The organism is Stenotrophomonas sp. YJH_SMC_105-26 (assembly GCF_059368915.1).
This window is the reverse complement of sequence record NZ_JCAFSD010000016.1, coordinates 16,601-42,121: the sequence shown is the minus strand read 5'-3', so window position 1 is coordinate 42,121 and position 25,521 is coordinate 16,601. Positions and strand designations below refer to the sequence as shown.

The 25,521-nt window shown below is 66.2% G+C and carries 17 protein-coding genes, 1 tRNA gene and 1 pseudogene; 8 read left to right on the top strand and 11 right to left on the bottom strand.

The window, feature by feature from the left end; all coding sequences use genetic code 11:
- Positions 1-233: 233 nt before the first annotated feature.
- On the bottom strand, positions 234-1,154 hold the full coding sequence (locus AC5P7F_RS21085; RefSeq protein ID WP_046429929.1) for a LysR family transcriptional regulator: 921 nt from the start codon (positions 1,152-1,154) through the stop codon (positions 234-236).
- 140 nt (positions 1,155-1,294) lie between these two features.
- On the opposite strand from AC5P7F_RS21085, the gene AC5P7F_RS21080 reads away from it, so the two are divergent.
- The gene (locus tag AC5P7F_RS21080; RefSeq protein WP_164077759.1) at positions 1,295-1,996 is read left to right on the top strand and encodes a pirin family protein; all 702 of its coding nucleotides are present in this window, start codon (positions 1,295-1,297) and stop codon (positions 1,994-1,996) included.
- Between the two features lie 115 nt (positions 1,997-2,111).
- On the opposite strand, the pseudogene AC5P7F_RS21075 reads toward AC5P7F_RS21080, so the two are convergent.
- Together AC5P7F_RS21075 and AC5P7F_RS21070 are read right to left on the bottom strand one after the other, a co-directional pair.
- Positions 2,112-2,354 (bottom strand): annotated as a pseudogene (locus AC5P7F_RS21075) (TonB-dependent receptor domain-containing protein); the annotation flags it as partial.
- Between the two features lie 24 nt (positions 2,355-2,378).
- Positions 2,379-3,074, bottom strand: coding sequence for an alpha/beta hydrolase (locus AC5P7F_RS21070; protein WP_014646735.1), 696 nt, complete (start codon positions 3,072-3,074; stop codon positions 2,379-2,381).
- A gap of 184 nt (positions 3,075-3,258) precedes the next feature.
- Between AC5P7F_RS21070 and AC5P7F_RS21065 the strand changes: the two genes are divergently transcribed.
- Positions 3,259-4,398, top strand: coding sequence for an MFS transporter (locus tag AC5P7F_RS21065; protein ID WP_164077758.1), 1,140 nt, complete (start codon positions 3,259-3,261; stop codon positions 4,396-4,398).
- Positions 4,399-4,480: 82 nt separating this feature from the next.
- On the opposite strand, the gene AC5P7F_RS21060 is transcribed toward AC5P7F_RS21065, so the two are convergent.
- Positions 4,481-5,599 carry an alpha/beta fold hydrolase gene (locus tag AC5P7F_RS21060; protein WP_014646733.1) on the bottom strand — a complete coding sequence of 373 codons (1,119 nt, stop codon included), beginning with the start codon at positions 5,597-5,599 and terminating at the stop codon, positions 4,481-4,483.
- Positions 5,600-5,783: 184 nt separating this feature from the next.
- Here AC5P7F_RS21060 and AC5P7F_RS21055 point away from each other — a divergent pair, with 184 nt between their 5' ends.
- The 4 genes from AC5P7F_RS21055 (at position 5,784) to AC5P7F_RS21040 (ending at position 12,664) form a co-directional block, all read left to right on the top strand.
- Positions 5,784-7,130, top strand: a complete 1,347-nt coding sequence (locus AC5P7F_RS21055; protein ID WP_481462500.1) for a c-type cytochrome — start codon at positions 5,784-5,786, stop codon at positions 7,128-7,130.
- The gene (locus AC5P7F_RS21050; protein ID WP_075076268.1) at positions 7,127-8,053 is read left to right on the top strand and encodes a c-type cytochrome; all 927 of its coding nucleotides are present in this window, start codon (positions 7,127-7,129) and stop codon (positions 8,051-8,053) included. The genes AC5P7F_RS21055 and AC5P7F_RS21050 overlap by 4 nt, the downstream gene beginning before the upstream one ends.
- Before the next feature lie 115 nt (positions 8,054-8,168).
- A complete protein-coding gene (locus AC5P7F_RS21045) occupies positions 8,169-10,547 on the top strand; it encodes a TonB-dependent receptor domain-containing protein (RefSeq protein WP_164077757.1) in 2,379 nt (792 codons plus the stop codon).
- Between the two features lie 8 nt (positions 10,548-10,555).
- Complete coding sequence (locus AC5P7F_RS21040; RefSeq protein WP_481462499.1) at positions 10,556-12,664, top strand: phosphocholine-specific phospholipase C; 2,109 nt, start codon at positions 10,556-10,558, stop codon at positions 12,662-12,664.
- A gap of 108 nt (positions 12,665-12,772) precedes the next feature.
- On the opposite strand, the gene AC5P7F_RS21035 is transcribed toward AC5P7F_RS21040, so the two are convergent.
- The 4 genes from AC5P7F_RS21035 to AC5P7F_RS21020 all read right to left on the bottom strand — a co-directional run bounded on the left by AC5P7F_RS21035 (position 12,773) and on the right by AC5P7F_RS21020 (position 18,988).
- Positions 12,773-14,368 (bottom strand): alkaline phosphatase D family protein, encoded by a 1,596-nt coding sequence (locus AC5P7F_RS21035; RefSeq protein ID WP_164077755.1) that lies wholly within the window; start codon positions 14,366-14,368, stop codon positions 12,773-12,775.
- Positions 14,369-14,378: 10 nt separating this feature from the next.
- Positions 14,379-17,312 (bottom strand): TonB-dependent receptor, encoded by a 2,934-nt coding sequence (locus tag AC5P7F_RS21030; RefSeq protein ID WP_164077754.1) that lies wholly within the window; start codon positions 17,310-17,312, stop codon positions 14,379-14,381.
- Between the two features lie 141 nt (positions 17,313-17,453).
- A complete protein-coding gene (locus tag AC5P7F_RS21025) occupies positions 17,454-18,476 on the bottom strand; it encodes a FecR family protein (RefSeq protein ID WP_164077753.1) in 1,023 nt (340 codons plus the stop codon).
- Positions 18,473-18,988: a sigma-70 family RNA polymerase sigma factor gene (locus AC5P7F_RS21020; protein WP_164077752.1), complete on the bottom strand. Its 516-nt coding sequence runs from the start codon at positions 18,986-18,988 to the stop codon at positions 18,473-18,475. Before AC5P7F_RS21020 ends, AC5P7F_RS21025 begins: the two co-directional genes overlap by 4 nt.
- Positions 18,989-19,308: 320 nt before the next feature.
- On the opposite strand from AC5P7F_RS21020, the gene aceE reads away from it, so the two are divergent.
- Positions 19,309-21,984 (top strand): pyruvate dehydrogenase (acetyl-transferring), homodimeric type, encoded by a 2,676-nt coding sequence (gene aceE / locus AC5P7F_RS21015; RefSeq protein WP_164077751.1) that lies wholly within the window; start codon positions 19,309-19,311, stop codon positions 21,982-21,984.
- Between the two features lie 51 nt (positions 21,985-22,035).
- Here aceE and AC5P7F_RS21010 read toward each other — a convergent pair whose 3' ends face one another.
- Positions 22,036-22,518, bottom strand: a complete 483-nt coding sequence (locus AC5P7F_RS21010; protein WP_164077750.1) for a LuxR family transcriptional regulator — start codon at positions 22,516-22,518, stop codon at positions 22,036-22,038.
- Between the two features lie 221 nt (positions 22,519-22,739).
- Here AC5P7F_RS21010 and AC5P7F_RS21005 point away from each other — a divergent pair, with 221 nt between their 5' ends.
- Entirely contained in the window at positions 22,740-25,070 is a 2,331-nt protein-coding gene (locus AC5P7F_RS21005) for a TonB-dependent receptor domain-containing protein (protein WP_164077749.1), read from the top strand.
- A gap of 59 nt (positions 25,071-25,129) precedes the next feature.
- Here the strand turns inward: AC5P7F_RS21005 and AC5P7F_RS21000 are convergent.
- Positions 25,130-25,222: transfer RNA gene (locus tag AC5P7F_RS21000), tRNA-Ser, on the bottom strand.
- A 78-nt stretch (positions 25,223-25,300) separates the two neighbouring features.
- Complete coding sequence (csrA, locus tag AC5P7F_RS20995) at positions 25,301-25,504, bottom strand: carbon storage regulator CsrA (protein ID WP_004152909.1); 204 nt, start codon at positions 25,502-25,504, stop codon at positions 25,301-25,303.
- Positions 25,505-25,521: the final 17 nt, after the last annotated feature.

Genomic DNA, 25,521 nt, shown 5'->3' with positions numbered 1-25,521 from the left:
GCGGGAGTGTCCGCGGCATGGATGCCGCGGCCAAGCCCCCATGGGTGAGGGCGCTTTGCTTGCGAAGCACTGCTTCGCAAGCGCCCGAACGCACAGCCGCCAGCGGCTGGGCCGGCCTGGGGGTTTACGGCGTCTCCCGCAGCCGGACCCAACCCGCCACCTCACGGAATGCACGCTGTTGCTGTTGCTGTTGCTTTGGCCTCGGCGGGTGCAGGGCGCAGCCCTGCCAAACCCTACCCCTTGGCCATTGCCTGCCACCACTGCGACAGCAGCTCCGGTCTACGCAGGCGCTCGCGCCACCACCGCAGTGCCGCGCCGTCCTCGCCGGTGCGCCAGGCCAGCCAGAACGTTTCCTCCGGCTTGTGTTCCTCCACCTCGCGGATCACCAACTGGCCACGCGCCACTGCAGCGCGCGCGCACGGCTCGGGCAGGAAGCCGAAGCCCACACCTTCGCATTGCAGCTTCAGTTTGCTGGCCATGTCAGGCACGGTCAGCATCTCCTGCCCCATCAACAGGCCCACCGTGCGCGGCAGCAACCGCCGCGCCGAATCAGAAACGGCGATCGCGCAGTGCTCGACCAGCTGCTCGCGACCGAGCACGCCCGGCACCTTGGCCAACGGATGATCCGGTGCGACCGCGAACACGAACTCCACCGTGCCCAGCGGCTCGACCACGTAACCACCGCCACTGGGCCCCTCGCCCGGCGCCCCGACCAGCAGGTCGGCGCGCCGGTCCAGCAGGGCCTCCCAGGTGCCGGACAGGGCCTCGCCGATCAGCCGCAGCCGGGTCGGCGCCTCCGCCTCACGAAACGCGGCGATGTCCGGGCCCAGCAGCCAGGTCGGGAACACCGAGTCCACCGCCAGGGTCAGTTCGGTCTCCCAGCCCGACGCCACCCGGCGCACCCGCAGCTCCAGCTCGCGGGCCGCACGCAGGAGATGCCGACCCTCGTCCAGCAGGGCGCGTCCGGCCTCGGTCGGTTCGGCACGCGGGCCGACCCGGTCGAACAGCTGAACGCCGAGGTCCTCCTCCAGCTTGGCCACGGTGTAGGAAATGGTCGAGGGCACCTTGTGCAGGGCCTTGCCGGCGCCGGCAAAGGAGCCGCGGCGGTCGATGGCATCCAGGATCTGCAGGGCATCGAGGCTGAGCTTGAGCATTCGAATTTTTCGATGATGGCCGTCAAAACTATCCGTTTTTCAAACCCCGGGCGCAAGCAGATACTTCTCTCCAACGGGGAAACACGGCAACTACCGCCTCACCCCGCCCCATCGAAACCATCGAACAAGGAGATTCCATCATGCTGCAGATCCGCAAGAGCGCTACCCGTGGCCTGGCCGAGCATGGCTGGCTGTCCTCGCGCCATACCTTCTCCTTCGCCAACTACTACGACCCCCGCTACGTCAGCTTCGGCCCGCTGCGGGTGATCAACGAAGACAAGGTGATCGGCGGCCAGGGCTTCGGCACCCATAGCCACAGCAACATGGAGATCGTTTCCTATGTGCTGGGCGGCGCGCTGGAGCACAAGGACTCGATGGGCACCGGCTCGGTGCTGCGCTACGGCGACGTGCAGCGCATGAGTGCCGGCAGTGGTGTCAGCCACAGCGAATTCAACCACTCGGCCGACGAGACCGTGCACTTCCTGCAGATCTGGATCTTCCCGGACCGCGAGAACATCACGCCGTCCTACGACGAGACCCACTTCGCCCCGGAGACCAAGCGCGGCCAGCTGCGCCTGATCGCTTCGCCGGACGGTGCCGACGGTTCGCTGCGCATCCACCAGGATGCCCGCATCTTCGCCACCATCCTCGATGGCGGCCAGAAGCTGCACCACGCGCTCGGCAATGGCCGTGGTGCCTATGTGCAGGTTGCCCGAGGCCAGCTGCAGGTCAATGGCATCACCCTGGAAGCCGGTGATGCACTGCAGGTCAGCGACGAAGCGCAGCTGACCCTGGAAAACGGCAACGACGCCGAAGTGCTGGTGTTCGACCTGCCGCTGTAACCACAACGCCCGCGATGCCGCAAAGCATCGCGGGCGCATTTCCGTAGAGCTGAGCCCACGCTCGGCTGCGGTGTGACAGCCAGCCGAGCGCGGGCTCGGCTCTACAGGACCCGCGTCAGAACCTGTACGTCATCGCCAGCCGCACATTGCGCGGCTCACCCCAGGTGTAGGTGCTGTACCAGCTGAAGATCGTGTAGTAGCGCTTGTCCAGCAGGTTGTTGACGTTGAGCGTGGCCGACAGGCGATCACTGAATTCATAACGCGCCATCGCATCCAGCAACCAATACGGTTGGGTGCGATGTACCACCTTGGCCTGCGTGGCCGGGTTGGTGATCTCGCCGAAGGTGGAATCCTGTCGTGCGGTGCGACGCGCCGCGCGGGCTCAGCCGCCGATGGCGGCGCAGGCCTCCAGGATCAGCGCGGTCACTTCCTTCGGCTGCGAGGCCAGCGAGGCATGGCTGGCATCCAGCTCCAGCAATCGCTTGGGCTGGATGCGCGTGGCCATGGCCTTCTGGTTGTCCGGCGCGATCATGCGGTCTTGGCGGGACAGCTGGTACCAGCTCGGCTTGTGCTTCCAGGCCGGATCGCTGACCGCATCACCGAAGGTGCTCGCCAACGGCGCCTTCTGGGTCACCGCCATCACCCGGCCCTCGTCGGCGCTCAGGTCCTGGCAGAAGCTCTCATGGAACCTGTCCGCACGCAGCCACAGGTAGCCATCGCTGTCGGGTGCCAAGTTCGGCGCTGCCTCCGGCAGGTGCTGCTGGGTGATGCCACCGGGGCTCTCGCCGGCATCAGGCGCGAAGGCAGCGATGTAGACCAGGCCCTTCACGTTGGGCTCGCTACCGGCCTGGCTGATCACCGCGCCGCCGTAGGAGTGGCCGACCAGCAGCACCGGCCCGTCGATCTGCCGGATCATTTTCCGGGTGCGTCCTGCGTCGTCGGCCAGCGAGGTAAGCGGCAGTTCCACCGCCTGCACACGGTCGTGGCCGTTGCGATGCAGTTCCAGGATCACCTTGGCCCAATGTGCGGCCCCGCCCCAGAATCCATGGACAAGGAGGATGGTCGGTGTCGTGCTCATGTACAGGTCTCCGGCAGCGGCCGGCGGAATGCCGACTGTGCAGCCACTGTCCGTGCGTGGCGTTAATCGCTGGTGACGCAATCGGGTCACTGCAATCGTATGCGTCGTTTGATGTCATGCATGGCACTTGCCGACCTGGCCTGATAACGATTTCATGGAGCTCTCCCGGAGCTTCGCATCAAGCATGACGCCTTCATCCCCACGTGCCCAGCAGCACGCCACCCGCGCCGCCTTCTTCATTCCCGGATTCGCCACCGCCGCGTGGGCGCCGATGGTGCCCTACGCAAAGGCCAAGGCCGGGCTGTCCGACGCCAGTCTCGGCGCCGTGCTGCTGTGCCTCGGGCTGGGTTCGTTGCTGGCGATGCCACTGGCAGGTGCGCTGACCGGGCGACTGGGATGCCGTCGGGTGATGGTGATCACCTGCGCGATGATGCTGGGCGCCCTGCCCTTGCTGGTGCTGGCACCCTCGCCCGTGGCGCTGGGCGCAGCGCTGTTCGTGTTCGGCGCCGGCGTCGGTGCATTGGATTGCGCGATGAACATGCAGGCCGTGGCGGTCGAGCGCGACGCCGGACGCGCGATGATGTCCGGCTTCCACGCCTTCTACAGCATCGGTGGATTCGTCGGCGCCGGCTGCATGACCGGGCTGCTGATCCTCGGCACGCCGCTGTGGCTGGCCGCGCTGCTTTCGGTGGCCGCGCTGCTGCTGGTTGCCGTGCTGTCGGCACCGCACTGGCGTCCGCAACGGATCCTGCACGAAGGCCCGCTATTGGCGCTGCCGCACGGCGTGGTCCTGTTCATCGGCGTGCTGGCCTTCGTGGTGTTCCTTGCCGAGGGCTCAATGCTGGACTGGAGTGCGGTGTTCCTGGCGGAAGTGCGGCAGGTACCGCGCGACCAGGCCGGGGCCGGCTTTGCGTTGTTCACCCTGGCGATGACCGCGATGCGCCTGTTCGGCGACGGCATCGTCGAGCGCCTCGGCCGGACCCGCACGCTGATCATCGGCGGCATCACCGCTGCGGCGGGCTTCACCCTGGCCACGCTGGTGCCCTCGTTCCCGGTGGCATTGGCCGGCTACGTACTGGTCGGGCTGGGCTGCGCCAACATCGTGCCGGCGCTGTTCTCGATGGCGGGCCAGCAGCGGGTGATGCCGGAGAGCATCGCCATCACCGCGGTGACCACACTGGGTTACGCCGGCATCCTCGCCGGTCCGGCAGCGATCGGCGCACTGGCGCATGCCACCAGCCTCGGTTTCGCCTTCCTGTGCGTGGCCGCGCTGCTGCTCGGTGTCGCGGCGTCTGCCCGCGCACTGGCACGACGCGTGGCCTGACAGAAAAAGGGGACGGAGGGGATTAAGTCGTTTCCCGCACGCCTGGCCTGGAAACGACTTAATCCCCTCCGTCCCCTTTTTCTCAGCTGCGCGCCAGCCACTCAGCCTGGGCCGGCAGCTGCGGTGCCGGGCACGCGCTCTGCGGATGGTGCTCGTCGCGCGCCATCCAGTCATCGACCACGCCCGCCAGCAGGTCCAGCCGCAGCGGCAGGGTGATGTGGTCCTCGCCGCGCATTTCGATGTAGTGCGCGCGCGGGTTGGCCTGGGCCAATTCGCGGCCCTGGCTGACCGGAATGTGCTGGTCGCCCTGCCCGTGCAGCAACAGCACGCAGGCGCGGGTATCGGCCAACGCACGCGCGACGTCCACGCGGTCCAGATCGACGTCGATGCGGCGGCTGGCGGCGGCGATCACCTGGTTGATGTCCTGGCCGCCGTAGCGCCAGCGCGCGTACGACGCCACCGCCTGCGCCTTCAGGCCTTCCGGCTGCAGCCCCATCAGGTGCGGGATCATGGTGCGGATCGCCACGCCGGCATTGGCGAACGATTCCATCGCCACCACGCCTTCGACCTGGTCACCCAGCTTGTCGGCGGTGAACACCGCCGTGGCCGCACCATAGGACACACCGAACAGGTACAGGGGCCCGGTCACTTCGCCGCGCGCGCGCAGCTCGCCGATCACATCGACCACGTCATCCGACTCATAGGTGCCATAGCCGGACGGGCCGGTGCCGGACTGGCCATGGTTGCGCAGGTCGAGCGTGACCACGCGGTAGCCGGATTCGGCCAGCTGCAGCGACCATGGCAGCATCGAATCACCGTTCATCATCCACCCATGCAGCAGCACCACGGTGCCGCGCGGCGCCTGCGCGCGGAACGGCTGCGGCACGGCCAGGCTCAGGCCGGTATCCAGCGGCAGGCCGTTCTCGTGGCGCTGCGGCAGGTAGCGGTAACGCGCGCCGTAGTCGCCCGGATCGAATACGCGCCAGAAGATCGGCACGCCATCGCGGCCCGCCGCGAAGCCATGGCGGTTGGGCAGTTCGGCGATGGCCGCGGCGATGCGCGGACGATCGAGCAGGGTCGACACGCCGCCCGGCGCGATCAGCTGATCGGCGAGTGAGGTGGACGAGGCGTTGATCGAGGATGAGCATGCGGCCAGCCACAGGCCGGCGCACGCCAGCAACAACAGCAGCAGGCGCTTCATATCACGTCATAGGGGTGAATCAGACAGATTGGGACGGTAACGCCCAATAGACCGGCCATCTATCGCGCACGGATGACGGCTTGATGACAACGCAGGAACGATTCAGTTTGGTGTAAAAGCTGTATCCGTTCAGTCATTGATCCGGATCAATGAACGCGCGCCCGGGAGTGCCCACAGTGCCGCCATGCGCATCTCGTTCAAGCTCGCCATTGCCCTGGCCGCCACGGTGGCCGCCGCCTACGGCATCGCCCGCAGCACGCCCTACTGGTTCGCACCGCGACAGACCGCGCAGGTCGACATCCACGATCCGGCGCTGATCGCGCAGGGGCGCTACCTGTCACGTGCCGCCGACTGCGCGGCCTGCCACACCGCGCCGGGCGGCAAGCCGTTCGCCGGTGGCCTGGGCATGCAGACGCCGATGGGCACGATCTATTCGACCAACATCACCCCCGATCCGGACTCCGGCATTGGTGCCTACGACTACGCCGATTTCGAACGCGCGGTCCGCCGCGGCATCCGCCACGACGGCCAGCCGCTGTATCCGGCGATGCCGTATGCCTCGTACGTGATCGCCAGCGACGCCGAGATCAAGGCGCTGTATGCCTATTTCATGGGCTCGGTGCAGCCGGTGAAGCAAAGCAACGCCGACAGCACGATTCCATGGCCGGCCAACATGCGCTGGCCTTTGGCATGGTGGCAGCTGCTGTTCGCGCGCCCGCGCAGCTTCAACCCGGATCCGTCGCTGGATGTGGGCCAGCAGCGTGGCGCTGAGCTGGTTGAGGGCCTGGCCCACTGCGGCGCCTGTCATACACCACGTGGGCTGGCGTTCCAGGAGAAGGCGATGGCCGACGATGGCAGCCGCCAGTTCCTGTCCGGCTCGGTGCTGGAAGGCTGGTATGCGAAGAACCTGCGCAATGAATCGACCGGCCTGGCCAGCTGGAGCGAGGGCGAGATCGTCGACTTCCTGCGCACCGGGCGCACCGATCGATCGGCAGCCTTCGGTGGCATGGCCGACGTGGTCGAGCACAGCACGCAGTACCTGTCCGACGCTGACCTGCTGGCCATGGCGCGCTACCTGAAGCAGCTGCCGGCGCGTGAGGGACGCAGTGCTCAGTGGTCGCCTGGTACCGACACCACCACCGCCGCGCTGCGTAGTGGCGACTATCGCGTGGCCGGTTCGCTGGCCTATGCCGAGCACTGCCAGGCCTGCCACCGTGCCGACGGGCGCGGCATGCCACGCGTCTATCCGGCCCTGGCCGGCAACTCGATCGTGTTCGCCGACGACCCCAGTTCGCTGGTGCAGGTGACCCTGATCGGGGGTCGCACGCCGCATACCCCGCACGACCGCATGGCCTTCACCATGCCCGGCTTCGAGCAGCTGCCGAACGCGCAGCTGGCACAGATCCTGACCTTCATCCGCAGCAGCTGGGGCAACCAGGCCAGCGCGGTGAGCGAGGTCGAGGTGGCACGCATGCGCCGGGTGGTGCGTGACAAGCCGGTGCACTTCGATCCGCAGGAGGCCGCACGATGAAGCGTTCGCGCAAACGTTCCCGCCTGCTGCTCGGTAGTGCGATCACCGTGGTGCTGCTGGCCGGTGCGGGCACCCTCGCCTATCGTCACCTGCACCCGGGCCTGGATGCCGCCGTAGCCAGTACGATCGATATCCTCGATGCACAGGGCAAGTTGGTCGCCCACTACCACGCGCCCAGTGCCGAGGAGATCGCCGGACTGGGCAATGCCGAATCGGTGATGCTCGGCCGGCGCATCCTCAACGAGACCGCGCGCCTGCTTCCGGACAACGTCGGCAACGATCTGAACTGCAATTCGTGCCACATGGCCGAGGGCAAGCGACCGTTCGGCAACCACTACTTCAATACCGGCGGCGGTGCCTATCCGCGCTACATGCCGCGCCCGGGCAAGGTGATCGGGCTGACCGAGCGCATCAATGGCTGCCTGCAGCGCTCGATGAACGGCAAGCCGCTGCCGAAGGACGCACCGCAGATGCGCGCGATGCTCGACTACATGGCGTGGCTGAGCAGCCCGGTGCCAGAGGGTGCAACAGTGGCCGCGCCCAGTGAGGGCCCCATCGACAGCACGCTGACTCCGGACCCGGTCCGCGGCCAGGCGCTGTATGCCGTGCAGTGCGCCGCCTGCCATGGCGACAACGGCGAAGGCCGACGCGATGCCAGCGGTGACATCGCCTTCCCGCCGCTGTGGGGCGACCACAGCTTCAACATCGGTGCCGGCATGGCGCGCCTGTACAAGGCGGCCGGTTTCATCAAGCACAACATGCCACCGGCAGTGACCCGCGCACCGCCGCTGGGGCAGCAGGTGATGCCGGACCAGGATGCGGTGGACATCGCCGGCTATTTCATCAACCAGCCGCGGCCGGACTTCGCCAACAAGGGCAAGGACTGGCCGCGTGACCCGAAGCCCAAGGACGCACGGTACTGAAGCAGGCGGCGGGTGCCGGCCGTCGCACAACACGATTCCTGCATCGCCACGTCATGCCGATGTCATTGGCGCTGCCGACACTCCGGGGCTTCCCTGCTCTGAAGGTCCGGTCTCGATGCGAACGTCTGCGCGCTTTCCCCGTGTCTCGCTGCTTGCCCTGCTGATCGCTCCCGCACTGGACGCCCTGGCCGAAGCACCGCAGGGCGATGCCGCTGAAGCGCGCAGCAGTGAGGCCCGCACCCTCGACCAGGTGCAGGTGATCGGCCAGGCCACCAGCTATGCCAAGACTTCGGTGCGTGCGGAAACGCTGAACCGGCAGACCGTGATGAGCAGCGTCAACGACGCGCTCAACGAAGTGCCCGGCGTGGTGGTCAGCGAGGCCGATGCCACCGGCTCGTCGGTGTGGGGCACGCAGATCAGCATGCGTGGCTTCGTCACCAACCGTGATACCCAGCAGATCGGCACCACCATCGACGGCCTGCCCAATGGTGGCTCGGGTTACGGCGGCGGCTCGCTGGCCAACCGCTACATCGACACCCTCGACCTGGAAACGGTGGAAGTCAGCCAGGGCACCGCCGATATCTCCTCGCGCTCGAACGAGGCCCTGGGCGGCACCCTCAACTTCCTCACCAGCGATCCGCTGCAGGACAGCCGCCTGCGCTTCGTGGTCGGCGCCGGTGACAACGAGGCGCGCAAGTACTACGTGCGCTACGACACCGGCCTGCTCGGCGGCCACACCCGCGCCTGGGTCAGTGCCTCGTCGGCGCGCGTGCATGACTGGATCGATGGCAGCGGCAAGACCAGCAATGACCACATCGCCGGCAAGTTCATCACCGAACTGGATCGCTGGACCCTGACCGGCTACCTGTCCTACAACGATGCGGACGAGCCGGAGTACACCAGCGTCTCACCGAAGGGCTTCGCGACCAATCCGGATCGCGACAACCTGGTCGGTACCCTCACCGGCATTCCCTACCTGGACCAGAACTACCGTTCCGGCTCGCGTGCGCTGCGCGAGAACACCTTCGGCTACCTGCGCGCGGCCTTCGACGGTGGCAACGGCTTCAAGGCCTCGGTGGCCGCCTACGGGCACCGCATGCAAGGCCGCGGCGACTGGCTGCCACCGTATCTGGCGCAGGTCAGCGATGACGGAGCCGGTCGCCCGGAGTCGGAATACCTCGGTGGCAAGACCGTGTACGGCGGCAGCAACCGTGGCCAGATTTTCTTCGTCAATCCCGATGGCAGTGCCGCGCAGCGCCTGGCCAGCTGCAGCCCGCGCCTGGGCTTCACCGCCGAGTACGATCCGAACTGCTACGCCGGCAACGTGCTGGGCGCGCAGTCGTATCGCCACACCCACTACGACAACGACCGCATGGGCGTGACCGCCGACGGCGAATGGCGCCAGACTTTCGGCGCAGTCGACAACACGATCCGCGGCGGCCTGTGGGTGGAGAAGCTGGACCGTTCGGCACGCCGCGACTGGCATCGCCTGCTCAACGTCGGCCAGGACATCGCCTTCGACCACCAGCCGTACTGGGTACAGTTCGAGGACAAGTACAAGGTCGACGAACAGATGTACTACGTCGAGGACGTGGCCCGCTTCGGCCCGTTCAGCGCGCGCCTCGGCGTGAAGCAGTTCTTCGTGGACCAGTCGCGCCGCCGCGTGATCGGTGCCAGCGAGCACGTCACATCCGACTCCAGGTCCGATCCGCTGCTGTCCACCGGCTTCACCTGGGCGCCCGGCGTGGAAGGCATGGAGCTGTTCGCGGGCTTCTCGCAGAACTTCGCCGCCATCCCCTCCGGCGTGCTCGGCGAGACCGACCCGCAGCGCTTCCGCAACGTCGAGCCGGAGACCGCTGACAACATTGAAGTGGGCATGCGCATCAGCCGCTGGCCCCTGACCGCCTCGGTCACGCTGTACAACATCAAATTCGACAACCGCATCGTCTACCTGCCGGCCGGCTTCGTCAGCGGCATCGACTACCTGGGCGAGACCGACGGCGTCTACGAGAACTTCGGCGGCGTGGAAAGCAACGGCCTGGAAGCGGCGTTCGGTTACGGTTGGGACAACGGCTGGCGCCTCAACGCCGCCTATACCTACAACCGCTCCAAGTACCTGGGCAGTGGCGATGCCGCGCGTGATACCCAGCTGGGCATCGTCGACGGCGCCAAGGTGATCGGCCAACCCGAACAGACCCTCGTACTCTCGGCGGACTGGCAGGGCGAGAACTGGAACTTCGGCCTGTCCGGCCGTTACCTGGGCACCCGCTACCTCGACGCCGCCAACGTCAACAAGCTGCCCTCGGCCACCGTGTTCAACGCGAACATCGGCTTCGACCTGCAGGGCCTGTCGCCGCGCCTGAAGGGCATGGGTGCCAACCTGGTGGTGAGCAACCTCACCGACAAGCGGTATCTTGCGGGGGTGGACGGCCGCGACAACGCCTTCATCGGCGCTCCGCGCACCGTCGGCATCTCCTTCCGTGTGGACCTGTGAGTGAGCCCGTGACCGATATCGGCCGACGCCGGTTGTTGCAGGCCGGCGTTGCCGCCGGCCTTTCCCCGCTGCTGCCCAGCATCGCCCGGGCCGCCGCGATCGCCCCCGCCGCGCAAACCCGCAGCCTGGAAGACCTGCAGCACATCGTGGTGTTCATGCAGGAGAACCGTTCGTTCGACCACTACTTCGGCACGCTGCCGGGTGTGCGGGGTTTCGGCGATCGCTTCGTCGCTCCGGCGCAGGCACTGCAGGCCGGCGCCCGCGCGCGCAACCTGTGGCTGCAGCCCGATGCCAGCGGCAAGCGCGCGATCGCGCCGTTCCCGCTGGATACCGCCGCGCACTTCGGCTACATGCGCGTGGAAGGCACGCCGCACACCTGGCCGGATGCACAGCGGGCCTGGGACCACGGACGCATGGGGCAATGGCCGAAAGCCAAGCAGAACCACTCGATGGGCTACTTCCAGCGCAGCGACCTGCCCTTCCAGTTCGCCCTGGCCGATGCCTTCACCATCTGCGACGCCTACCACTGCGCGATGCAGGCCGGAACCAACCCGAACCGGGTGTTCCTGTGGACCGGCCACAACGATGCTGCCGCCCGCGCCGGCGGCCCGGTGATCGCCAACTCGCACGACAACTTCCCCGAGCACGGCGGGCATCCTGCGTCGTACCGCTGGGCCAGCTATGTCGAACGCCTGCAGAAGGCGGGGGTATCCTGGCAGATCTACCAAGACATGGCCGACAACTTCACCGACAACCCGCTGGCCGGCTTCGAGGCGTTCCGCCAGGCCTACCGCGCTGCGCCGGGGCATGACCCGCAGCTGCGCGCACGCGGGGTCAGCACGCGTGGCCTGGCGCAGCTGCGCCAGGACGTCATCGACGGACGCCTGCCGCAGGTCAGCTTCATCATCGCCGACGCGGCCGGCAGCGAGCATCCCGGCCCCTCCAGCCCGGCCCAGGGCGCGGCCTATACCGCGCCCGTGCTGGATGCACTGACCGCCGATCCGCAGGTGTGGAGCCGCACCGCCCTGCTGCTGATGTTCGACGAGAACGACGGTTTCTTCGACCACATGCCACCACCGGCACCGCCTTCGCCGGTGGACGGTGGCTGGGCAGGTGCGTCCTCGGTCAGCACCGAAGGCGAGTACCACCGTCACCCGGCACCGGGTGACGAGAAGTACGATCTCGCCGAACTGCGTGGTCGCCCGTACGGTCTGGGACCGCGCGTGCCCCTGTACGTGATCTCGCCGTGGAGTCGCGGTGGCTGGGTCGATTCGCAGGTGTACGACCACACCTCGGTCATTCGACTGATCGAACGCCGCTTTGGTGTGTCCGCGCCGGACATCTCGCCGTGGCGCCGCGCGGTCTGCGGCGACCTCAGCACTGCGTTCGACTTTGCCCAGCGCGATACCCGCCCGTTCGTCCGCGGCCTGCCCGACGTGAGCGCGGTGGCCGCACGCGCCGCTGCTTTGCCGGGGCGCACCGTGCCCGCGCTGCCAGAGGGGCTGAAGCCAGCGAAACAGGAAAGCGGTGTACGCCCGGCGCGTGCCCTTCCCTATCGACCGCAGGCATCGATTGCTGCGGTCGACGTCGCGGGCGTTGACCTGGCGTTGTCCTGCGAGGGCGCAGCGGCAGTGCTGCATGTCTACGATCGGCTGCGGCTGGAGGCGGTGCCGCGCCGTTACACGCTGCTGCCGGGCATGCCGCTGCGCGAGCGTTGGCCGCTGGACGCCCAGGGCCGCTATGACCTGTGGCTGCTCGGTCCGAACGGCTTCCACCGCCACTTCCAGGGTGCGGCCAAGGCTCCTGCCGTGCAGGCTTCAATTGATCGCGCGGATGGCCAGCTGCGGCTGCACCTGCGCAATCTGGGTGACAGTGCACAGCAGGTGCGCGTGCATGGCGGCGCCTATGCAGGACACATGCCCGAACAGACATTGGCGCTGCCCGCACATGCGCAGACTTCATTGGCGTGGGATGCAACGCCTACCGCCGGCTGGTATGACCTGCGCATCAGCGCGGGTGGGAGTGTGCTGCGTTTGGCCGGCCGCGCCGAGGATGGTCGCCCCGGCACCAGTGACCCGGCGATGGGCACCGAACCGCTGCGGTTCGAGCACGATTGAAGAATCCCTGTAGTGCCGAGCCCATGCTCGGCAGCTTTCGCCCCGGTCGCATTGCCCCGAAAGAAGCAGCCGAGCGTGGGCTCGGCTCTACAGCGCAGACCGCTAGATTCAGGCCTCCTGCAGCCCCGGCCGGCCGTGCTCCACCGCGTAGCGCTTCCAGCTCTGCACGGTACCGTTCGGCCGCATCACCGTATCCAGCGTCTTCATGTCGCCGATCCACGCATCACGGGTGACATCGCACAGCACATAGCCACGCTTGTCGGTGGTCGCCTTCAGATTGGGGCTGTGCGCAAGCTGGTTGCGGGCGTAAGCGTCCACGCCCTGGCCATCGGCCCCTGAAGTGATCGAAGTGGCAAGGAACTCGCTGGAGACCACGCCCGAATCACGATGGTCCTGCACCAGGTCGCTGGCGTAATGCCGGTGCGCGTCGCCACAGGCGGTCACCACGTTGCCGAAGCCGACCTTCTGGATGTGGTCGAGCAGGCGCCGACGGCTGTCCAGGTAACCCGACCATTGGTCATCGGACGACTGCACCACGCCGTCCTTCTCGCGCATGTAGTTGCCCAGCGCAACCTGGTGGGCGATGGTGTGCCAACGCGGTGCGGCATCAGCCAGGCCATCGAACAGCCAGCGCTCCTGCTTCGCACCGACGATGCTGCGCTCCGGCGATTCCACGTCCTCACGCAGCGCCATGTTCACCTGCTTGCTGCGGTACTGGCGTGTGTCGAGCAGGTGCAGGTCCATCAGCGTTCCGTAGCGTGCGCGCCGGTACAGCTGCATGTGGCCATCGCGCGGGAATGCCGAACGGCGCAGCGGCATGTTCTCGTAGTAGGCCTGGAACGCCTGTGCGCGCCGCAGCAGGAACACTTCGCTGGGCGTATCGTCCTGGTCTTCGGCGCCGGCCCAGTTGTTGTCCACTTCATGGTCATCGAAAGTGACGAACCACGGTGCCGACGCATGCGCGGCCTGCAGGTCGGCATCGCTCTTGTACTGGGCGTAGCGGCGGCGGTAATCATCCAGCGTGTAGGTCTGCGGGCCGACGTGGTTGCGCAGGTTGATGAACGGCTGGCCGTTCATCTTCCGCAGGCCAGGCTGGCTTTCACCTTCGTAGATGTAATCACCGTAGTGGAAGACGAAATCCAGCGGCTCCTCGGCGATGCGCCGCCACGCGGTGTAGTGGCCTTCTTCGTAGTGCTGGCAGCCGGCCACCACAAAGCGCACGCGATCCACCGCTGCCGCGGCTGCCGGCAGCGTGCGGGTACAACCGACTGCACTGACGTGGCCACCCACGGTAAAGCGGTACCAGTAGGGCCGTCCGGGCGCCAATCCTTCCAGTTCCACGTGCACCGCGTGGCCGAGTTCGGGATGCGCGAGCGCCGAACCCTGGCGTACCACCTTGCGCATGCCTTCGTCCGCCGCCAGCTGCCATTCGACCACCATCGGCCGGGTCGGCATGCCACCGCCGAACACCAGCGGCTCGGTCGCCAGCCGCGTCCACAGCACCATGCCGTCGGCCGTGGGATCACCCGAGGCAACGCCCAGGGTGAAGGGCGTGCTGGCAAAGCGCGGCTTGGCCAGCAGGTTGCGCGGGTTCAGCGTGGTGGCATCGGCCTGCGAGGCCAGCGCGCGTGCCGTGCCCATCCAGGCGCCGGCAGCGGACAGGCCGGCCAGGGCCAGGAATCGCCTGCGATTGATCGTCTCCACGGCTGTGCCCTCAGTTGTAGATGATGTGGAAGTAGAAGAAGCGGCCGTAGTCGTCGATCTCGGTACGGAAGCGCCCGTTCGGGCCGGTGCTGTAGGTCGGCTGGGTGTTGAACAGGTTCTTGGCTTCGTACTTCAGCGTCACGTGCCTGCTGACCTTGTGGCTGAAGGCCATGTTGAAGGTCATGTACGGGTCGTAGTACGAGTCCAGCCACTGGGTATCGCCGAAGTCGACCAGCATCCGGCTGCGGTAGGTTCCGGACAGGCGCAGTTGCGAGTTCTTCCACGGCATGCGCCAGATCACCGAACCATTGAGCGACCAGTCCGGCTGGTACAGCAGCCGGTCCAGGCGTCGCTCGGTGCCATCGGTGATGCGGTAGTTGGTCCTGCCTTCCAGCCGCGTGGCGTTGAAGTACATGTCGAAGCGCTGGCGGCCCCATTGCAGGTTGCGGTTGGCCACCGCGAACTCGACGCCGCGCAGCCTGGACTCATCGGTGTTCATCGGTTGGGTCACCCGGTAACGGGTATCGCCCACGTTCTCGAAGGTGGTCAGGGTGTAGATGTCGTCCTTGATTACCTTGTCGAACAACGCCACCGAGACCAGGCCGTTGTTGCCGTTGAAGTACAGGTCCCATGCAAGGTCGATGTTGGTGGAACGGCGCGGCTGCAGGTTCGCATTGCCCTGCTTGATGGTGCAGAAGCCCCTGCCCTCCTCGTCATCGCCACAGCTGGTGCTGGTGGCCTGGGCAATGTTGCTCGGCGTCGGCCGGCCCAGCGTGCGGCTGGCGGAGAAGCGCAGGCGCTGGTCCTCGCTCAGCTTGAACGTCGCATTCAACGAGGGCAACAGGTTGTTGTAGCCACCGCTCGTGTTGCGGAAGGCGGAGGTATAGGTGGTGCCGCCATCATTGCTGAACGGGCTGTAGGCATCGAAGCGGGTGTGGTCATGGCGCAGGCCACCGATCAGCAGCAGCCGGTCCCAGGCGTAGTGCGCGGACACGTACGCATTGGTGATGTCCTCCACGTACCTGTAGTCACTGGTGAAGTTGGCATTCGGATACGCCGCATTGTTGTTGCCCAGTTCCGGTAGCAGTTCCTCGTTCCACTTGCGGTTGTCGATCAGCGGGAAGCCCGGCACGCTGCCCAGCAGCGTCGATCCCGGATACAGGTAATCGTTGAGCGTGGCGCTGCTCTTGAAGTAGTCGAAGTCGATGTCCTGCCAGATCTTCAGGTGGCGGTATTCGGCGCCGGTGGCCAGGCCGAAGCCACGCGCATCGGCGTCGATGTTGTAGCTGAAGTCGGCGCGCAGGTTGTCGATGCTCTCCTTGGCATCGCGCGGGGAGACATAGGCCTGCGCCGGATTGAGCTTGAACGCCGAGCTGGTCAACAGGCTGGAATCGGACACCGCTACCGCGTTGGGGAAACCGTGGCTGTCGTTCTCGTAGTCGACGAACAGGCTGCTTGGGTAGGCGCGCACACCCCAGTAGACCTGGTTGTTGTGGAAAGTCTCTTCGGTATGGCCGCCACGCAGGCTCAGCCGCGAACGGTCGCCGATGTCCCAGTTGAAGCTGGCGATGGCGCCGCGGTTGCTGCGGTCCCATCGGTCGTGTCGGTTCTTGATGTAGATGCTGTTGATCTGGGTGGTGCCGCTGTCCTCGGTCTGGTTGCGGATCGGAAACTTGGCGTTGCCGTACAGGTCGGTCTTGTTCATCGTCGAGTTCTCGTAGAACCGGTACGAGTACAGCAGCAGCGATGCGTAGAACGGATCGTCCGACGGCTTCCATTCCAGCTTGGCCGAGCCGCCGAAGTTGGTGATGAAGTTGGTGTAGGTGCCCGTGCTGAAATTGCCGGGCGCACGCAGCCCGTTCCAACCCTTGGCCTCATCCGGCCCGGTGGTGCCGTCGGTGAGGTACTTGCCGGCGTCGTTGTAGTAGTAGTTCGACTCCACCCAGCGCTTGACGCTGTTGCGCGAACGCTGCTCATAGCGTGCCACCGCAACAATGCCGAACTCCTGCCCGGCGCCGAACTGGTTGGAGAACACCATCTTGGCGCTCTTGCCGAAGTGGCCCAGGGTTTCGTGGTTGCCGCCAGCGCTGCGCTCGACGTTGGTCTCGGCCGTGGAATAGATGCCTGCCACGTCGGCAAACACGTACTTGCCGGACCGGTCGAAGGCACTGCGGCTGATGATGTCGATCACGCCGCCGATCGCATCCGGTGCCTGCTCCGCACTGAAGCTCTTGTAGATGTCGGTACGGGTGCCGATGTCGCTGGGAATCAGCTGCAGGTTGTTCATGCGCTCGCCGGAGCCACTGCCACCCACGCTGGCAATCGCGATGCCATCGATGGTGGTGTAGTTGAGATTGGCCTGTACGCCGCGCACCGTCACGTAACGTGGCTCGCCGGCATCCTCCACCGCACTCAGGCCTGGAGCGGCCATCAGGCTCTCGGCCAGGGTCTCGTCGCCGTAGCTGTCCATTTCGTCGTAGACCACCGAATCCTTGATCACCGGTGAGGTCTTCTTCTGGTCGATCACCTCGTGCGCGGCAATCACCTTCACCGTGTCCAGGGTCGGCGCCACCACCGCCTCGGCCTCGCGCGGCTTCGGTGCGGCGGGCTTCGGCGCTTTGCGTACCGGTGCCGGATCGATGGCGATGACATTGCCATCCACCACGGTGTAGCCCAGGCCGGTACCGGCCAGCAGTGCATCCAGCGCCTGCCTGACGGTGGCACCGCGCGGCACCGCACCGGCCATGCGGGCATCGCCATCGGCCGAGTACAGGAACTGCACCCCGGAACTGCGTGACAACTGCTCCAGTGCACGCGCCAACGGCTGTGCCGCGATCTGCGTGGACACACGCGCCTCCAGGCCATCGGCGGCGGCGGCGAAGGCCAATGGCATGCTGCCGGGAGACAGGGCGAGGATGATCGACAGGTAGAGCGTGTTGCGCATCACGGGTCCTTGGAAGAGAGAAGGCAGCAGGCGCCGCTGCGCGGATCGGCAGCGGCTTCTCCCAAGTAAGAGCCCGCATCCACCAAAGTGGAGAACGCGGATTCAATGAATTTTTTCTGACAGTCCACGGCCACCTCGGCCTCAGCGGCTGCCAACCCGCACTATGTCGCCCTCGCGGCTCACCACGAAGCGCGGGTCACGTTCGAGGAAGGCCTGCAGCGCACCGATGCGATGCGCATCGAGGCTGCCGGACAACCGTGCCGATGCCGCGCCCTCGTCCAGCACGCGCACCTGCACCTGGTTGTGCCGGTTGAAGGCAGCAGCCACTTCGTCCAAGCGCTCGTCAAGGAAGGACACTTTGCGCTGCTGCCAGTCCAGCAGCATCGACAGTGGCATGTCCAATGACTCCACCGCATGGCTGCGCGCGTCGACCTGCACCACCCGGCCCTGCCCCAACTGGGCCAGGCGGCGGGCGCCCGCGCCCTGGCTCCAGACCTCGACCTCGCCGGAAACCACACCGATGCGCGTGCTCTGCAGCCGTCGCGACACGTCGAAGACTGTGCCGATGTCCCGGATCTCCAGGCCGTTCACCTGCACCTCGAAGGGGCGGCGGTCGCGTGCGATGTCGAACGTCGCCTCGCCCTGCAGCAGTTCCGCCTTGCGACTGAACCAGCCCATGCGTACCCGCAGGCGGCTGTCCGCGTTGAGCCGCACCTGTGTCCGGTCAGGCAGCACCAGGTCACGCAGTTCACCGTGGTCGGCGCTGTACAGCTGTTCGGTGGGCATCAGCTGCGGAACCAGGCCCACGCCGAGCAGGGCGATGCAGGCTGCGGCAGCCATCACCCACCCGCGCGTGCGGCGGCGCAGCGGCGCGGCGTGCGGCGCGGCGGGGGCACTATCGAACAGAGGCACCACTTTGGCGGCCGCCTGCCGTGGCGGCGCCGGCGCCTCCTCCGGCAACGGCGATTGCAGTGCCTCGCCGACCTGCCGGTGCAGCGCGAGGGCGTGCATATAGGCGCGCACGTGCTCGGGCGAGCGCTTCATCCAGTCCAGGAACGCAACCCGCTCGGCCTCGTCCAGCGCTCCCTCGCGATTGCGCAGGAACCAGTCCATTGCCTCGCAGGCGAGCGTGTCGTCGGCCATGGGCGATGCGTTTCGGTTCATGCGTGCTCCCTGGCGCCCAGCGCCTTCCTGCAGGCATCCAGACCTTTGCCGATGTGCTTGCGCACCATGTGCACCGACACCTGCAACTGTTGGCTGACTGCCGGGCAGTCCAGCCCGTCGCGGTAATGCAGCTCCATCACCCGTCGCGTGGTCGCCGGCAGACGTGCGATGGTGCTGCGGATATCGTTCCAGCGCTGCGCGCGCTCGAACTCACCCTCGATGTCTTCTTCGCTTTTCAGCACTTCGGCCAGCTGATCCACGTCTTCCAGCGGCGGCAGCGACAAACGCGCGCGCGCGTGCTCGCGTGCCAGGTTGGCCGCGACCGTGAACAGGTAGGCCTCCGGGTTCTCGATCGCTGCGGCATTCTCGCCGGTGGCCCGCAGCAGCCGCAGGTATACCTCCTGCGCCAGGTCCTCGGCGTCTTCGCTGGCAGAACCGCGACGCAGGAAGAAGCCACGCAGCAGCCGTCGGCGCAGCGCGTAGCTCTTCTCCCAGATCCTCACGCTGTTCACGGCCGGCCAACACCCCGAGGCTGGAAAGCCCCGCAGGGTGACGGCCATCGATGACAGTGGCGTTGCAGCAGGCGGCCATGCCAGGCACTCTCCGCCCGGCACATTCGCCCATGATACGGCGCACCGTGCCAACCCTTGCTTGCCAGAGACCCAAGCCGGGCCCGCCTATCGAAGCCGCGGGGCCGGGCCTACGCTTGCCTCCCCGGTGGCCGCGACGGTCGCCCTTCGCGTCACGGCCCCGCCATTGCGACCCCGCTCCAGTGCTGTGCGCCCTGCCGGTGTTGTCGCCCAGGCAGAGCCGGCGCCCTCTGGAGACACTCATGAACCAAGCCCTGACCCCCTTCGATACCGACCCGCTGGAAACGCGGGAGTGGCGGGAATCACTGGAGGCGGTGATGCAGGCCGGTGGCCGGCCACGCGCGCATTACCTGATCGACCAGCTCAGCGAGCTGGATGCGCAGCGGCACGGCGATCTGCATGCGCGCGCGTGGACCGCCTACGTCAACACCATCCCGCCGGAGCGCCAGCCGGCCTACCCGGGCGACCTGGCCATCGAGCGCCGCCTGAACGCGATGATCCGCTGGAATGCGATGGTGATGGTGCTGCGCGCCGGCAAGCACTCCAACGTCGGCGGCCACATCGCCACCTACCAGTCGGCGGCGGTGCTGTACGACGTGGGCTTCGACCACTTCTTCCGTGGCCGTACCGACACCTTCGACGGCGACATGATCTACATCCAGGGCCATTCCGCGCCGGGCATCTATGGCCGTGCGTACGTGGAAGGGCGCATCGATCCGGCACGGATGGACAACTTCCGCCGCGAAGCCGGTCGTGACGGCCTGTCTTCGTATCCACACCCGCGCCTGATGCCGGAGTTCTGGCAGTTCCCCACCGTGTCGATGGGGTTGGGCCCGCTGACCGCCGCCTACCAGGCGCGCTACATGCGTTACCTCGAGTACCGCGGCCTGAAGCAGCACCAGGACCGCAAGGTCTGGGCCTTCCTCGGCGACGGCGAGATGGACCAGCCCGAATCGCTGGCGGCGATTTCGCTGGCCGGCCGCGAGCGGCTGGACAACATCGTGTTCGTGGTCAACTGCAACCTGCAGCGCCTGGACGGTCCGGTGCGCGGCAACGCCAAGGTCATCCAGGAACTGGAAGGCACGTTCCGCGCGGCCGGCTGGAACGTGATCAAGCTGATCTGGGGCAGTGGCTGGGACGACCTGCTGGCCCGCGACCACAGCGGCCTGCTGCGCCAGCGCATGATGGAATGCGTGGATGGCGACTACCAGACCTTCAAGTCGCAGAGCGGTGCTTACGTGCGCGAGCATTTCTTCGGCCGTTACCCCGAGCTGCTGGAGCTGGTCGCGCACATGAGCGACGACGACATCTGGGCGCTGGCACGTGGCGGCCACGATCCGCAGAAGGTGTACGCCGCCTACCAGCAGGCGGTGAACACCCGCGGCCGGCCGACGGTGATCCTGGCCAAGACGGTCAAGGGTTTCGGCATGGGCGAAGCCGGCGAAGGCCAGAACATCAACCACCAGCTGAAGAAGATGAGCGCCGATGCAGTACGCGCCTTCCGCGACCGCTTCAACCTGCCGGTCAGCGACGAGCAGCTGGAGGAGATGCCCTATCTGCGCCCGGAACCGGGCAGCGCCGAGGCCGCCTACTTCGCCGAACGCCGCCGCATCCAGGGTGGGCAGCTGCCGGCGCGCCTGGCCAAGGTGGATCCGCTGCCGCTGCCGCCGCTGTCGATCTTCAACACCCAGCTGCAGGGCAGTGGCGATCGCGGCCAGTCCACCACCATGGGCTTCGTGCGCATCCTCACCAGCCTGCTGAAGGACCCGGATCTGGGCAAGCTGGTGATTCCGATCGTGCCCGATGAATCGCGCACCTTCGGCATGGAAGGCCTGTTCCGCCAGATCGGCATCCACTCCTATCTGGGCCAGCTGTACACGCCGCAGGATGCCGGCCAGCTGAGCTATTACAAGGAAGCCAAGGACGGCCAGATCCTGCAGGAAGGCATCAACGAATCCGGAGCGATCTGCTCGTGGATTGCCGCCGGCACCGCCTACAGCAACCATGGCCTGGCCACGATCCCGTTCTACATCTTCTATTCGATGTTCGGCCTGCAGCGCGTCGGCGACCTGGCCTGGGCCGCTGCCGACGCGCGTACGCGCGGCTTCCTGCTCGGCGCCACGTCGGGCCGCACCACGCTGATGGGCGAAGGCCTGCAGCACGACGACGGCCACAGCCACGTGCTGTCGTCGGTGATCCCCAGCTGCGTGTCCTACGACCCGACCTACAACTACGAGCTGGCGGTGATCATCCACGACGGCCTGCGCCGCATGTATGTCGAGCAGGAAGACATCTACTACTACATCACCGTGCTCAACGAGAACTACCCGCAGCCGGCACTGCCCGAAGGCGCCGAGGCCGGCATCCTGAAGGGCCTGTACCTGCTGCGTCCAGCAGCCACCGACAACGCCTCGCAGCCGCGCGTGCAGCTGATGGGCAGCGGCGCGATCCTGCGCGAGGTGGAAGCCGCGGCCGACCTGCTGCTGCAGGACTTCGGCATCGCCAGCGATGTGTGGAGCGCGACCAGCCTGACCGAACTGCGCCGCGACGGGCTGTCCGCCGAGCGCTGGAACCTGCTGCATCCGGCCGAAGAACCGCGCGTGCCCTACGTGCAGCAATGCCTGCAGGGTCATGAAGGCCCGGTGGTGGTGGCCACCGACTACATGAAGATCGTCGGCGACCAGATCCGTCCCTTCATCAACGACCGCCGCTTCACCGCATTGGGCACCGATGGCTTCGGCCGCTCCGACACGCGTGAATCGCTGCGCACGTTCTTCGAAGTGGATCGCCACTTCATCGTACTGGCGGCCCTGAAGTCGCTGGCCGACGAAGGCCGCATCGAACGCTCGCGGATGCAGGACGCGATCGACAAGTACGGCATCGACACCGGCAAGCGCGATCCGGCCGCCGCCGTGTAGGGCCGTTGCATTCACCACGCCTGCCCTGCGGGCGTGGTGAATGCAGCATCGCTACGGCATGCGCTTGAACAGGTTGGTCTGCAGGATCGGCGTACCGTCACGACCGTAGAACGCCTTGGTCTCGGTCATCGTCGCCTGGTCATCCGCCACGGTGTAGATGCGGGTGGAGGCCGGCGTGCCATGGTCCACCAGCTGCATCACCAGCGTGTTCGGTGCAGGCAGTTTCAGGTTGGCCTTGTCCGCGCCATAGGTGCCGGACAGGGCGCCGGGCGTGCCATCCAGGGCCAGCGTGCCGTCGGATTTCATGGTCTTGCCGTCGTGCAGGACGATGTCCACGTGCGAGCTCCAGCGGCCACCACCGGCGTCCTTGAACTCGAGCACCACGTGCTTCGGGCGCTGCGCTTCGGGTAGCGCAGACGTGGCGATATCCAGCGACCAGCGCCCCAGCAGTGGGGAAGGCGAAGTCTCCACTGCCAGCGCCGGAACGGCGGGGAGTGAAAGCGCAGACAACAACACAGCGGACAACAGCTTCATACGTTGCTCCGTTCCAGTGAAGAAGATTCTGCGTGACGCGTTGTGGGGCGCAGCGCCTCGGATCGTGCACAGCATCGGCGCCCGGCGCAAGGCGGGGCGCTGAACACGCGGCAACCTCATTCGCGCCCCCGCGATTTCGGTCTGGCGGCAAGGTCTCATCCGTCCTTGCCGATACAAAGAGTTACGTTATAACATTTCACTTCGCCTTCACGAGTCCTGCCATGCGTCGCCACCTGCTTGCTGCTGCCATTCTGTTCGCCGTCCACACCGCCCAGGCCGCGGACGAATCCACCCTCCCCACCCTCCAGGTCCAGGCCTCCCAGCCCTCGCGCATCGACAGCCGGGTCACCGTCGACAATCCGCAGGCGCAGAACCGCACCCTCGGCGGCCTGCTCGAACACGTCTCCGGCGTGCAGAACAGTGCTTTCGGGCCGAACGCGGGCGCCCCGGTCATCCGCAGCCTCAGTGGCAACCGCGTGCAGATCCTGCAGGACGGCCAGTCCATCCTCGGCATGAACGCGATCAGCGGCGACATCAACATTCCGTTCGATCCACTGTTCGTGCGCAGCGTCACCGTCAACAAGTCCTCGGACACGGTGCGCTATGGCGGCAATGCGATCGGCGGCAGCGTGGAGATCGATTCGGGCCTGATCTCGCGCAGCATGGAAGACAAGGACCAGTCGATGGAACTGGTCCTGCGCAAGGGCTTCAATGCCGCCGATGCGCAGGGCTTCCGCATGAACTTCAACAACCAGCGCAACCTCTCGACCAACCTGCAGGTCTCGCGCCAGCGCATCTCGCACTACGACATCCCCGGCAACAGCAAGGCCCGTGTCTGCAACACCCGACTGTTCCCGCCGACCGGCGGCGTCAACTCGGCGCTGGCCGACAGCTGCCAGAAGGAAGCACGCGTACAGCAGATCTACAACAAGGCCTCGCAGCCTTACATCGACCAGTTCATGACCGAGAATCCTGACTGGGCCGATGGTGACTTCTCGTTCTACACCAACAATCCGACCTCGGTCTGGCAGCGCCGCACCTATATCAACCCGGTCAATCCTGCCTATGTCGCCGGCACGCCGTCATACGTGCAGAAGCAGATCAACAATGATGTGACGCCCGACTACCATCATCGGCTGGGCAACAGCCATGCGCGCAACGCGCAGGTGGCCTTCGGCTCGACCCTGTTCTTTGACCGCGGCTACGTCGGTGTCAGCGTCGATGCCAAGGACAGCGAGTACGGCGTGCCGGGCTTCTCGATGCAGAACCTGTCGTTCGGTTCCAACCATGCCGATGGCCTGCCGGTGGGCGTGGTGATCAAGCAGCAGCGCTACGCGCTGGAAGCCCTGCTGCGTGATCCGCTGCCGTGGTTCGAGCGCGCGGAACTCCGCGTGTCCAGGCTGGACAACACTTCAGGCGAGCGGCTGGGTACCACCAGGGCAAACGACTACGATTTCGAGAGCACCCAGGCCGAGTTGCTGCTCAGCCATCAACGCGTCGGCCCGCTCAGCGGCCTGATCGGTTTCAGCCACCAGTCGCGTGATGTCAGCGGCAGCGGCTCGCAGCGCTACCTGCCGGACGTGGACACCCGCAGCAATGCGGTATTCCTGAAGGAAACGGTGGACGTCGGCTGGGTTACCTTCGATGCTGGCGTACGCCACGAACGGGTCGACCACGCACTACAGCCCAGCCGCTTCAAGACCGCGCGCAATGCCGCCAACACGAAACTGCAGGACCGCGACTACCGGCTCAACAGCTACAGCCTCGGCTCGTACGTCGAGCTCGGCCCCTTGTTCGCGGCCAAGGTCCGTTACTCATCCTCACAGCGCGCCCCGGAGATCAACGAGCTGTATGCCAGCAACGCGCACTATTCCGTGATGACACAGGAAGAAGGCAACCAGAACCTGGAACCGGAGCGCGCGAAGAACCTGGAACTGACCGGCCTGTTCCACCTCGGCGGTTTCGAGCTGTCCGCCACCGCGTACCGGATGCGGTACGAGAACTACCTCTATCTCGGCTATTCCGGCCTGCAGACCGCCAACCGCCTGCCGCTGAAGTACTGGAAGCAGACCGACACCACGGTGAAGGGCTTCGAGATCGACGCGTCGCAGGCATTGGACCTGGGCCGCTATGGCACGTTGAACGTCTCCGCCTTCGCCGACCTGGTGAAGAACAAGGCCGACCACCCGGATTCGCTGCGCGCCCACAACGACGGCGAGTATCTGCCGAACATGCCGACCAACCGCTACGGCGCCAACCTGCAGTGGCAGCGCGAAGGCTGGAAGGCACAACTGTCCAGCACCTACTACGACGCGCAGAAGTACCTGGGTCGCAATGTCAGTGAGGAAATTCCGCTCGACGCATTCAACCTGGTCGACCTGCAGGTCAGCCGCGAACTTCCAGTGCGCAACAGCTACATCGCAGGCGTGGAAGTGTTCGTCAATGGCAGCAACCTGCTCAATGAAGAAGCGCGGCCGCACAACTCGCCGCTGAAGTACATCGCGCCCCTGCCGGGGCGGGGCTTCCAGGTCGGCGTGACGATACGGCTCTGAAGGCCGGCCATAAAGAAAGACGCCTGCAGATCGAGGATCTGCAAGCGCTTCTTTGTATCTGGCGGAGTGAGAGGGATTCGAACCCTCGATAGAGCTTTTGACCCTATACTCCCTTAGCAGGGGAGCCCCTTCGGCCACTCGGGCATCACTCCGGGGTATTCTCCGCATCTGGTGCGTTGCACCTCAGCGGGGCGTGAATCATAACGTTAATCGAGTGCGAAGGTAAAGCGTTATTCGGCAGAATTTTCGCTACCGGTGCCACCGGCTTCATCACCACGCTGGATGCGCTGGTAGATCTCTTCGCGATGCACAGCGACGTCCTTCGGCGCAGTGATGCCGATACGCACCTGGTTACCCTTGACGCCAAGCACGGTGACGCTCACCGAGTCACCGATCATCAGGGTTTCGCCGACGCGGCGAGTCAGGATCAACATTTTTGTAAGTCTCCATG

What these genes read in the sequence shown, in the direction of transcription:
- AC5P7F_RS21085 (WP_046429929.1), bottom strand. Translation starts at nt 1,154, where the DNA reads ATGCTCAAGCTCAGCCTCGATGCCCTGCAGATCCTGGATGCCATCGAC.
- AC5P7F_RS21080 (WP_164077759.1), top strand. Translation starts at nt 1,295, where the DNA reads ATGCTGCAGATCCGCAAGAGCGCTACCCGTGGCCTGGCCGAGCATGGC.
- AC5P7F_RS21070 (WP_014646735.1), bottom strand. Translation starts at nt 3,074, where the DNA reads ATGAGCACGACACCGACCATCCTCCTTGTCCATGGATTCTGGGGCGGG.
- AC5P7F_RS21065 (WP_164077758.1), top strand. Translation starts at nt 3,259, where the DNA reads ATGACGCCTTCATCCCCACGTGCCCAGCAGCACGCCACCCGCGCCGCC.
- AC5P7F_RS21060 (WP_014646733.1), bottom strand. Translation starts at nt 5,599, where the DNA reads ATGAAGCGCCTGCTGCTGTTGTTGCTGGCGTGCGCCGGCCTGTGGCTG.
- AC5P7F_RS21055 (WP_481462500.1), top strand. Translation starts at nt 5,784, where the DNA reads ATGCGCATCTCGTTCAAGCTCGCCATTGCCCTGGCCGCCACGGTGGCC.
- AC5P7F_RS21050 (WP_075076268.1), top strand. Translation starts at nt 7,127, where the DNA reads ATGAAGCGTTCGCGCAAACGTTCCCGCCTGCTGCTCGGTAGTGCGATC.
- AC5P7F_RS21045 (WP_164077757.1), top strand. Translation starts at nt 8,169, where the DNA reads ATGCGAACGTCTGCGCGCTTTCCCCGTGTCTCGCTGCTTGCCCTGCTG.
- AC5P7F_RS21030 (WP_164077754.1), bottom strand. Translation starts at nt 17,312, where the DNA reads ATGCGCAACACGCTCTACCTGTCGATCATCCTCGCCCTGTCTCCCGGC.
- AC5P7F_RS21025 (WP_164077753.1), bottom strand. Translation starts at nt 18,476, where the DNA reads ATGAACCGAAACGCATCGCCCATGGCCGACGACACGCTCGCCTGCGAG.
- aceE (WP_164077751.1), top strand. Translation starts at nt 19,309, where the DNA reads ATGAACCAAGCCCTGACCCCCTTCGATACCGACCCGCTGGAAACGCGG.
- AC5P7F_RS21010 (WP_164077750.1), bottom strand. Translation starts at nt 22,518, where the DNA reads ATGAAGCTGTTGTCCGCTGTGTTGTTGTCTGCGCTTTCACTCCCCGCC.
- AC5P7F_RS21005 (WP_164077749.1), top strand. Translation starts at nt 22,740, where the DNA reads ATGCGTCGCCACCTGCTTGCTGCTGCCATTCTGTTCGCCGTCCACACC.
- csrA (WP_004152909.1), bottom strand. Translation starts at nt 25,504, where the DNA reads ATGTTGATCCTGACTCGCCGCGTCGGCGAAACCCTGATGATCGGTGAC.